Origin of the sequence: Larkinella punicea (assembly GCF_003334855.1) — a bacterium.
Lineage (GTDB): Bacteria > Bacteroidota > Bacteroidia > Cytophagales > Spirosomataceae > Larkinella > Larkinella punicea.
Genome location: NZ_QOWE01000029.1, coordinates 97,680 through 107,340, shown reverse-complemented (window position 1 = coordinate 107,340; position 9,661 = coordinate 97,680). Strand labels below are relative to the sequence as shown.

Annotated in this window: 11 protein-coding genes; 9 read left to right on the top strand and 2 right to left on the bottom strand. The window is 50.3% G+C overall.

What is annotated here, in order from left to right; all coding sequences use genetic code 11:
* The 6 genes from DUE52_RS27785 to DUE52_RS27760 all read left to right on the top strand — a co-directional run.
* Positions 1–193, top strand: a 193-nt coding sequence (locus DUE52_RS27785; RefSeq protein ID WP_165841050.1) for a transposase, incomplete at its 5' end; no start/stop codon positions are given.
* An 87-nt stretch (positions 194–280) separates the two neighbouring features.
* Positions 281–1,282: a helix-turn-helix domain-containing protein gene (locus DUE52_RS27780; protein WP_222930335.1), complete on the top strand. Its 1,002-nt coding sequence runs from the start codon at positions 281–283 to the stop codon at positions 1,280–1,282.
* 100 nt (positions 1,283–1,382) lie between these two features.
* Positions 1,383–3,776 carry an outer membrane beta-barrel family protein gene (locus DUE52_RS27775; protein WP_114409357.1) on the top strand — a complete coding sequence of 798 codons (2,394 nt, stop codon included), beginning with the start codon at positions 1,383–1,385 and terminating at the stop codon, positions 3,774–3,776.
* Positions 3,777–4,183: 407 nt separating this feature from the next.
* Positions 4,184–4,363, top strand: coding sequence for a hypothetical protein (locus DUE52_RS27770; RefSeq protein WP_114409356.1), 180 nt, complete (start codon positions 4,184–4,186; stop codon positions 4,361–4,363).
* 73 nt (positions 4,364–4,436) lie between these two features.
* Entirely contained in the window at positions 4,437–4,706 is a 270-nt protein-coding gene (locus DUE52_RS27765) for a hypothetical protein (RefSeq protein ID WP_114409355.1), read from the top strand.
* A 525-nt stretch (positions 4,707–5,231) separates the two neighbouring features.
* Complete coding sequence (locus tag DUE52_RS27760) at positions 5,232–5,432, top strand: hypothetical protein (protein WP_114409354.1); 201 nt, start codon at positions 5,232–5,234, stop codon at positions 5,430–5,432.
* A 130-nt stretch (positions 5,433–5,562) separates the two neighbouring features.
* On the opposite strand, the gene DUE52_RS27755 is transcribed toward DUE52_RS27760, so the two are convergent.
* Together DUE52_RS27755 and DUE52_RS27750 are read right to left on the bottom strand one after the other, a co-directional pair.
* Positions 5,563–5,865, bottom strand: a complete 303-nt coding sequence (locus DUE52_RS27755) for a hypothetical protein (RefSeq protein ID WP_133299965.1) — start codon at positions 5,863–5,865, stop codon at positions 5,563–5,565.
* Between the two features lie 183 nt (positions 5,866–6,048).
* A complete protein-coding gene (locus DUE52_RS27750; RefSeq protein WP_114409352.1) occupies positions 6,049–6,798 on the bottom strand; it encodes an SDR family oxidoreductase in 750 nt (249 codons plus the stop codon).
* Positions 6,799–6,841: 43 nt separating this feature from the next.
* Here DUE52_RS27750 and DUE52_RS27745 point away from each other — a divergent pair, with 43 nt between their 5' ends.
* Genes DUE52_RS27745 through DUE52_RS27735 form a run of 3 tightly spaced genes read left to right on the top strand, consistent with a single transcriptional unit; the run spans position 6,842 to position 9,604 of the window.
* Positions 6,842–7,744 carry a histone deacetylase family protein gene (locus DUE52_RS27745; protein ID WP_114409351.1) on the top strand — a complete coding sequence of 301 codons (903 nt, stop codon included), beginning with the start codon at positions 6,842–6,844 and terminating at the stop codon, positions 7,742–7,744.
* 19 nt (positions 7,745–7,763) lie between these two features.
* Positions 7,764–8,270 (top strand): hypothetical protein, encoded by a 507-nt coding sequence (locus tag DUE52_RS27740; RefSeq protein ID WP_114409350.1) that lies wholly within the window; start codon positions 7,764–7,766, stop codon positions 8,268–8,270.
* A gap of 29 nt (positions 8,271–8,299) precedes the next feature.
* A complete protein-coding gene (locus tag DUE52_RS27735) occupies positions 8,300–9,604 on the top strand; it encodes a hydantoinase/oxoprolinase family protein (protein WP_114409349.1) in 1,305 nt (434 codons plus the stop codon).
* The last annotated feature ends 57 nt before the right edge of the window (positions 9,605–9,661 follow it).

Genomic DNA, 9,661 nt, shown 5'->3' with positions numbered 1-9,661 from the left:
ATTCAAGGCTTTCAACACGGTAGCCCGTTCGATTCAGAACCATTATGATACGATCTTGAACTACTTTGACAATCGCAGCACCAACGCGTCGGCTGAATCCTTCAATGCCAAGATCAAAGCCTTCCGGACTCAGTTCAGAGGGGTAAGAAACGTCGAGTTTTTCCTTTATCGATTAACGCAGTTATATGCTTAAACCAAGATGCTCCACAACTTTTGCTCTTGATCCGAAATCCTGTTCTTTTTCAGTGGATTGGGCGCGTTCAACGGGCTTGTCCTGGGCTTGTTTCTGCTATTTTTTACCCGGAAGAAGTACGTGGCCAACTATTTTCTGGGAGCCTTGCTGCTCGCCCTGAGCATTCGAACCGGAAAGTCAGTTTTTTTGTATTTTGACGGAAAGCTGCCCAAAATCTATCTGCAAATTGGTCTTTCAGCCTGCTTTTTCATTGGTCCCTTTTTGTATTTCTTTGTTCGTTCGGCGCTAAAACCGGTTGCGACAGTCCCGAAAAGCTGGCGCTGGACGCTCGTCTTGCTGGCCATCATGATCCTGGTCGTGGGCATCCGTTTCCCGTATGCGGTCTATCCCGGGCTTTGGAACGCTTATTTCGCCAAAGTCATCTACCTGCAATGGTTCGGCTTTCTGCTGGCTTCAGGGCTGGCTATACGGAACCTGCTGGGGAAACTTGTTACCCGGACGTATCCACTGAAGCCGGCTGAATCCTGGATTTCCGTGATCGTGACGGGCAATGCGGTTATCTTCCTGTTCTATTTCTCCTCCCTCATCAACGCCCCGTTCGCTGTCTACATCAGTGGGGCCCTGGCCTTTTCCCTGATTTTCTACCTGATGGTGACCATCCTTTTTTACCGGAAAAAAACCGACGAACTCTTTGTGATTATACCGGACAAACCCATCGTTAAAAAAATCAATGAAAGCGACGCGGAACGCTGGCTGGCCAAACTGGAAAAGGTGATGCTTGAAAAGGAGGTATACAAAAATCCGGATCTGAAGCTGCATGAACTGTCGCGCGAAATACCGATCTCCGCTCACCAGCTCTCGGCCTTGCTCAATGAACATCTGGGCAAGAATTTTACGACGTATGTGAATGAATTCAGGATTGCGGAAGCCTGCAAAATGATGACCGCGGACCAGCGGTTTACCCTGGAAGCGATTGGGTATGAGGTGGGTTTTAATTCAAAATCGACCTTTTTTGCCGCCTTCAGGAAAAGTAAAGGCGTGACGCCCCTCACGTATCAACAGGCTGCCCGTCAGTCCATTGGCCTTTAAATACCGTACGGTTTTATAAATCCGTACGCCCGATTCCCTTTTTCAAAACTATCGTCGCCGGTTTATCGCTGATTTTTGGATTCGAACAAATCCATCAGCCATGAAACTACCCGGCTTGCTGTTTTCAACCGGCATCCTGCTAATCCTGACCCGCTCGGCCATCGCCCAAACTACGTATTCTTTACAGGCCAGGGTGATCAATGCCCGCCAGGAACCCCTTGCCGTGGATGCCCGGCTGCTTTCCCTACCGGATTCTGCCCTGCTGCAAGGCGGGTTATTTCCAGACGGTCTTGTGTCTTTTCCGGCGATCCGCCCGCAGAATGCCGTGCTCCGCTTAAGCAGCCTGTCCTTCGCCGACACGCTTATTCTTGTTCACCGGGAGGGACTGCCCCGACGGGATCTTGGCGTGATTGTATTGCGGGAACGTCATTTTCAATTGGATGAGGTGCGCATTCGCAGCCAGGCACCGCTGGTCCGACACGGCAGCAACGGCAGTGTGGAGGTACAGGTGGCCGGCACCATTCTGGCCGGCAGTCCGTCGGTCACACAGGTTCTGGAACGATCGCCGGGCGTGCTGTTCAACGAAGGGCGCATGAGCGTGGTTGGCAAGGGCGAAGCACTGCTTTTCCTGAACGATCAGGCCATCACCTATGAGCAACTGATGGCCATTCCCGTCAGCCAGATCGTCCGGATCGAGATTATTGCCAATCCCTCTTCCCGGTACGACGCCGAAGGCAAGGCGGTTATCAGGATCGTTACCAAAACGAAGGTAGAAAAAGGCCTGACTGGTACCGTTACCCAACTGGGTACGTATTCGGATTTTGCCGGTGGAGAAAGTAATACGGTATCGGATCTGAATTACCGGAAAGGGAAACTGACGATGGCGGCAAACTATGCCTTGCGTACCGGCCATGACCGCGAGATCCTGCACACCACCCGCACCCGACCGGCCGCAGCCCAGTATCTCCATTCCGATTTAACAACCGACTGGCAGCGTAAACTCCGCCAATATTCCAGTTTTGGCCTCGGGGTTCAATACAATCCCTCCGAAAAAACGTACTTCTCGCTGGGTTACAAGGGGAATCTGGATAGACTGGGGGGTAATCAGTACAGCCGGAACCGCATCACGGACACGCTTAACCAGGGAGTTTACAACAGCAGTCTTGCCAAAAACGAGAGACGGCTGAACCACTCCCTGATTTTTAACTATAACCGGACGCTGGATTCCCTCGGATCGACTTTATTTCTGGGGAGCCAGGTGGCCCGCTTTCGCACGGACGTCCGCGACCTGATCGACGAAAACAACGCCGTGAACGACAGCAGTTTCACCCGACGGCTCAAAAACAACCAATCCTATCACATTACGATTTCCAGTACGCAGGCCGATTATACGAAGGTAATAAGTAGCAATACAAAGCTCGAAACCGGCTTGAAACTCACGTACGCGACTACCGCTTCGGCAACGGACTTTCTGGTTGCAGCCTCCGAAGCCCATTTCCAGCTTGACCCAAAATTGTCGAGTCGTTTCGAATATACCGAGTGGTTGTCCGCAGCCTATGTTAATTATTCGGGAGCGATCGGCAAGCGCCTTCGCTTGGGAGCCGGGGTGCGGGGCGAATGGACGCAGTATGACCTGAAAACCACCGCCGGGGCCGGGCGGGTGATCCGGAAGCGCTATTTTTCAGTTTTCCCCACGCTTTTCCTGACCAAAACCCTTCCGGGCGACCTGGCCCTCCGGCTTTCGTACGTGGCCAAGATTACCCGCCCCCGCTACCAGGCTTTGAACCCCTGGGTGATTTACCAGGATCCATTCACGACGATTCAGGGAAACCCCAACCTGGTTCCTGAAAAAGTTCACTCGTTTGAAATGGGGATGAATTACCGGCAGTTTGACCTGCGCGGGGGCTACAACTACACGCTGGATCCCATCAGCGGTGCTGCTTTGCGGGGAGACGGCCCGAACAGCTACGTGCTCAAAGGCATCAACCTCGAAAAAGACCATACTTTTTTCATTACCGGATCCGTCGCTTCGACCATCCGCTGGTGGAATACCACCAACACCATCACCCTGAGCCGGAGCCAGTCCATCGACCACCAGTACGGTTTTGAACTGGTCAAGCCGCGGCCACAGCTCTATGCATATACCAGCAATACCTTCACGATCAAAGACTTATTCAGAATACAATTGTTGGCCTGGTACCTGGGCGACCGGTATTACGGGCTTTACCACAACAACAGCCGGGCTACGGTAACACTCGGGCTGGAAAAGGATTTCTTCAAAAATGCCGGGAAACTCCGGTTTACGGCCAACGATCTTTTCCACCAGACCAATGCATCCGGAACCTACAGCGTGGGCGAAACGGACATCTATTTTGACCGGACATATGCCACTTCCTCTTTCACGATCGGCCTCACCTACCGCTTTGGCAAACCACTCAGAACTGCATACCGCAGCACATCGACCGCAGAAACGGAGCAAAACCGGGCCAGATGATCCATTCCTGATGAGTAGAGCTTGTCGTAAAACTCATTTCGCGGTGCATAAAAGTGTTGAATATTCGCAGAATAGTACCATGTTTTGAGTCGCGCCACCCCTAATTTTGCACGGAAGGCTCAAAATCTTCCGTTAATAGAGATTGGTAAGTAATCAGACCCGGTGACGTTTCACCGGGTCTTGTTTTTAACGCATCATCATGGCCAGCCCGGCAGAATGGTCGTGCTCTATTTTGGTAGATTTTTAGAGCTGTCCCAGTATTTCCGAACCATAGGCTCAGTATTCGGAAATCAAGATTAAACCGGCACCCGATTTGATTGTCCTAGTATTCAATTGATCGTTTGAATAATTGAGTAATAGGTATTGACGAATCCATTGAGAATAAACCGGTATAAAAAGGACAAAGCGTGAAGACTTACAAAGTGACTTTTCTAAAAGGGGAGGAATCCTGGACTACCTATGTTGAAGCGACCAACCGGCTTGATGCCAAACGAAGGTTTCTGGCTCAAAATATGGGAACGCTGGTTCGGGTCAATAAAGCCATTACAAAATACGATGGGAATGCAACTGTCAAAACGCAGGAATAGCGGTTAAAACGCAACTACCGCTTTCGCAACAATCATCCGGAAATCCGGGTTAATCAGTCTAATCCCGACATCCATGAAAAAGCGGCTCACATTCCTCCTGACCATTTCTATTTCCTTCGTTTTCCTGAGCTGCGATCCCCTCGACCAGAAATACGATCAGGACAACTATTCGAAAGTAATAGAAGATCATGCCGATTCGGTAAGCCGGTCGGCATTTAACCGGGCTACGGTTGAAAATGATATCAACGATGTTCGCAACGAAGAGTTTACATATCAGGAATTAATCGAGCAAGGTAAAATTTTACAGAAAAAAGAGCAGACCAATAAAAATGTGGCACGCTGAATGTGTGCGCTTTTTAAGCTGAATACTGATTAAAACAATTATTGAAAAATATTGCTTGTGCAATAAATTATTGAAAGCCGTTTAAACAAAAATGTCCGAATGCAAAGCTTCCGGACATTCGTTTCACCATCGTAAAGTAAATCTGATCTTTATACCCGAAACAAGGAAAGGTTTTGCTGGATGAATGAGGTTATTCTGACGGTATAGACCCGGAAAAAGTGGCAATGGTTGCACGCAGGTAGCCAAAAAGAAATCAGAAAGCCCTTTTTAAATTAATTATAAATAAAGAAAATATGTAATTATAAATAGTACACTTGGTTTGATTTTTGCTCGATTTATCATGCGTTATCAACTCATTAGCCCGGTAAATTAAGTTTATTTTGCCATTCTTTTTATTCTTAACCTCCGCTCAGCAGTACGCGTAAATTTCTAAAAAACGATTGGTTGTTGATTTAATTTTGATTGCCTGCCTGTACGGTTTTAATGCACCCACTCTCTGTATGTTGAACTTTAAAGATCACGAAAATGGAAATGAAAACTCTGCGAGGAACCTTGAACAAAAAAAAGTTCAAATGCACAGTATATGCCAAAGATGGCACCTATCTGGCAAGCCGCATTTATAATTCCTACACGGAGGAAGGCGCCCTAATGCAGCTTGAAGAGTGGCTGGAGGTGCATCAGCCGGACAACTATGACCCGGACACGATAAAAGTTGAGACGCTATAGGATACCCGTGAAAAATTGATTAAAAAAGAAACCCCGACACCTGTGCCGGGGTTATTTTTTATGTAGGACAGAGAAAGTAAGGAATGCGAATTGGATAAAATGCCGGATTTGTCAAACGTTGCCGTATCGGTTACATCCGGAGTTTATTGAGCTCCAGATCAATCTGGTCTTTGAGCTGAATCAAAATCTGGCTGTGGGCATGCTTTTTTTGCAGTCGCTCCACCTGGGTCGACACTGTGGATTCGATCTCGATCAACGATTCGGCCAGCAAGTCAGACAGCGTATCCAGCACATGCTGTTGCAGAGTTGTCAATCGAAAGACGGTTTTCGGGTTGGTTCCCGGGTTTTGCTCTAGTTGTTCAATCAGGTCAATCAAGACATTGTGTTGCTGCTGGATTTCATTTACCAGGGTCAACCATCGGCTTTCAATCACCGAATGACTGGGTAAAGTAATTTCCTTTTTGTTTGACATTTGAGCAACCACGCGAATGGCGATTTACCGTAAATGACTAAATCGTTGCGTAAAAATACATAAGTAATTATACATAAAAAACAGATCCCGGCTTATTTTTTTTATCGAACGGTAAGCATCTGTTAGTAAGTAGATTGTAATGGATTACACGTAGATCATTTTTCGCGAAATTCCGCCGTCTACAATGAAGTTTTGTCCGGTAATAAATGAGTTGGAATCATTGATCAAAAAGAGGATCATCCGGGCGATATCGTCGGCCTGCCCAACCCGGCCGGCCGGATGCTGCGCGTGGTCCTCGGGGCGAAGTTGTTCATTGCGGGCCTTGCCTTTTTTCTTCAGAGCCGCCACATCGATCCAGCCCGGACTGATGCAGTTGACCCGGACGTCCGGCCCCAGGCTAACCGCCAGCGAATGGGTCAGGGCAAATATGCCACCCTTCGACGCCGAATAGGCAAAGGTTTCCGGTTCCGACTGAAAGGCGCGCGTGGAGCAGAGGTTAACGATGCTGCCCTGTTGTTCGGCGAGGTGGGGTGCGGTATATTTGGAGCAGAGAAAGGTACCGGTCAGGTTGGTGCCAATGACTTTGTTCCAGTCTTCGAGTGTAAACCGTTCGAGCGGCTTTTCAACCTGAATGGCGGCATTGTTGATGAGGTGGTTGATTTGACCGAACCGCTCGATGGTGGCTTTGACCGCATTTTTCACGGCGGTTTCGGAGGTGATGTCGCAATTGAGTACGAGGGATCTGGAGTTCGACGATTTCATGGTCTCGCCGAACTCTTCGAGCGCTTCGGCATCGCTTTCCCAAATGGCAACCCGGTAGCCGTGGGTCAATAAATACTGAGTCGTTACACGCCCGATACCCTGGGCTCCTCCGGTCACAATGACAGTTTGCATAAGTGGATACATAGCTGGTTACTGTCCGCTAACTTACCGATGGATGTTGAAAATTGCTTATAATCCTATTTACCGACACCCGCTACCCGAAGGCCACCGCTTTCCGATGTCGAAATATGAATTGATTCATGATCAGTTGCTGTATGAAGGAACATGCCGGCCTGCCAACTTTTTTTCCCCCGGTCTGGTCGATGATCGCTGGGTGCTGGCGGTTCATACTTCCGACTATGTCCGCCAGTTAAAAACGCTGCGTGTTCCGCCGGTTATGGTGCGCCGGATCGGTTTCCCGCTGTCAGAAGAATTAATTCAGCGGGAGTGGATGATTACGCAGGGAACCATCGATTGCAGTCTGATTGCCTTACAGGCCGGCATTGCCCTCAACATTGCCGGCGGCACCCACCACGCCTTTCCGGATCGGGGTGAAGGGTTTTGCCTTTTGAACGATGTAGCCGTGGCGGCCCGGTATGTACTGGATCAGCAACTCGCTCAGAAAGTGCTGGTTATCGACCTGGATGTACACCAGGGCAACGGAACGGCGGTTATTTTTCGGCAGGAGCCGAGAGTTTTTACCTTCAGTATGCACGGCAAAGACAACTACCCGCTGCACAAGGAACAGTCGGATCTGGACGTGGCGTTGCCGACCGGAATGACCGACGGAGACTACCTGACTCAGTTGGCCGAAACCTTGCCCCGTCTGTTAAAAGAACAAAAGCCCGATTTTCTGTTTTATATTTCCGGCGTCGATGTGTTGAAATCCGACCGGCTTGGGAAGCTGAACCTGACCCGTGAAGGCTGTAAACAGCGCGACGAGTTTGTCTTTGAGCAAGCCCGCAAAGAAGGCTTGCCGATCGTGGTTTCGATGGGGGGCGGTTATTCCCCCCGAATCGCCGACATTGTGGAAGCGCATTGTAATACGTTTCGATTAGCAGAAAAACTTTACTTTTGAGCGACGAAAACGAAAACAAATGAAACTACAACTGTTGACACTCGTGTTGGGAGTGGGGTTTTCGGCATCCGCCGTAGCCCAGCAAACGACGCCAAACCAGGCAAAAGAGGACACGCAACGGCGTTTGCGTCGGACGGAAACCCGCACCACGACCACGAAACTGTATCCGGAGCGGGATTCGATTCTGGTATTGCTCAAAAGCCGCATGGCCGTTTTAAATCCCGGTTCGGGCACAGCCGGCAGTGTGGCAACCTGGTTCACGGAAGAGGCAAAAATTACCGATTCGGACGGCAGCCGGAAAACACCGGCGGAATACCAGGCTTCGGGCGGGAAAATAAAGTACCAGCATTACCGCGTCCGGAAACTGGAAATCAACGAAAATACCGCTCAATCTGTTGAGGTCTACTCGTATATTCCTGCGGAAACCACTGGTTCGGCATCCCGTTCGGCTTCGGTCACCAGTCAACTGCGAAAAGACCCGGACGGCCGGTGGCGAATCACGGACATGCGCATCACCTCGAAATAGAATCGTTTCTCATAGCCAAAAAGACTACCATGAGTCGTTACCGTTTTAGCATTGATTTGGGAGAAACGTTTACGGATTTTGTGTTGATGGACGACGCAGGCCGGCTATCCATCAAGAAAATCCCCACCACCATTCATGATTCAACCGAGCGTCTGGTGGAGGAAATCGGGTATTTCATGGCGGAGAAAAAGGTAGATCCGGCGGTGGTGGAGGCCCTGGTAGTGGGGATGAGCGTACAAATGCCGCCGTCCATGGCCATCACCTGTGCCCGGAATCTGGAAGAGAAACTGCTGGCAGCCGGGTGGTCAACGCCAATTCGGCTGGTAACCAGCCACGGGCGTTTGCTCCCCATTGATGAAGCGGTGGAAAATCCCGAATCCATCATGTCACCCCGCATTGGGGGACTCATGACCGGGCGGTATTTTGGAAACCAGATCGGGCAGAAAAACCTCGTGGTACTGCGAATTGGCGGATCGTCGTCATTTGTCTCCCTACAGAACGAACTATCGGCCACTTCGATGGATTCACTGGATCAATCACTGGAAAGCCAGGTGCGTAGTTTCGACATGGGCGGCAATAGCTACATCGGGTTGAATGAAGAAAAAGAACCCGTTCTGCTCGCCGAACATGCTACACCGGGGCCGGGGCCGGCTTGCTTTGGCCGGGGCGGCACGCTGCCGACGTTGACGGATGTGGATTTGGTGTTGGGTTTTCTGAATAAAGATTATTTTCTGTATGGGGCCATTCCACTCAAAGTGGATTTGGCCAAAAAGGCCATTCAGGAACACCTGGCGACTCCGCTCAATATTTCGGTGGAGGAAGCCGCCATGCGCGTATCCAACGGCGTTGACGCGAATCTGGCGTTCCAAATCCGGGAGTTGACCGGGGCGCATACCGCTGAACTGGAGACGTATAGCCTGCTGGCATTTGGTGGTGCCGGACCGGTTCATGCCTGTGAAATTGCCCGGCTGTTGGGGATCAAGCAGGTGGTGGTGCCGGTGGGAGCCGGGGTGTCGTCGGCATTGGGGTATCTGCTCGTATTGGCCGAAAATGACCCGGAATGGCAAATTCCGGCGGCAATGCAACGGGCGGGCTATTACAACTCCACCCAGCGGACGGGAGATTTTCACGCCCTGAAAGGCTACCGTTCGGTGTATTATGAAAAGGATCTGACCCCCTGCGGTTGCCCGATCTACGACCGCGCCGGTATTCGTGCCGAAGACACCTTGTCGGGACCGGCAATTATCGAAGGCCCGGAATCGACGGTGGTGATGCACGAAAAAAGCTACGCCCGCATGGATGCGTTCCGAAATCTGCGGATTTTTTTGAGATAGATAGAATAGACAAGAGAGATTAGACAAGAGAATAGAGACCGGGGAAACATCTTGTTT

What these genes read in the sequence shown, in the direction of transcription:
- DUE52_RS27775 (WP_114409357.1), top strand. Translation starts at nt 1,383, where the DNA reads ATGAAACTACCCGGCTTGCTGTTTTCAACCGGCATCCTGCTAATCCTG.
- DUE52_RS27765 (WP_114409355.1), top strand. Translation starts at nt 4,437, where the DNA reads ATGAAAAAGCGGCTCACATTCCTCCTGACCATTTCTATTTCCTTCGTT.
- DUE52_RS27760 (WP_114409354.1), top strand. Translation starts at nt 5,232, where the DNA reads ATGGAAATGAAAACTCTGCGAGGAACCTTGAACAAAAAAAAGTTCAAA.
- DUE52_RS27750 (WP_114409352.1), bottom strand. Translation starts at nt 6,798, where the DNA reads ATGCAAACTGTCATTGTGACCGGAGGAGCCCAGGGTATCGGGCGTGTA.
- DUE52_RS27745 (WP_114409351.1), top strand. Translation starts at nt 6,842, where the DNA reads ATGTTGAAAATTGCTTATAATCCTATTTACCGACACCCGCTACCCGAA.
- DUE52_RS27740 (WP_114409350.1), top strand. Translation starts at nt 7,764, where the DNA reads ATGAAACTACAACTGTTGACACTCGTGTTGGGAGTGGGGTTTTCGGCA.
- DUE52_RS27735 (WP_114409349.1), top strand. Translation starts at nt 8,300, where the DNA reads ATGAGTCGTTACCGTTTTAGCATTGATTTGGGAGAAACGTTTACGGAT.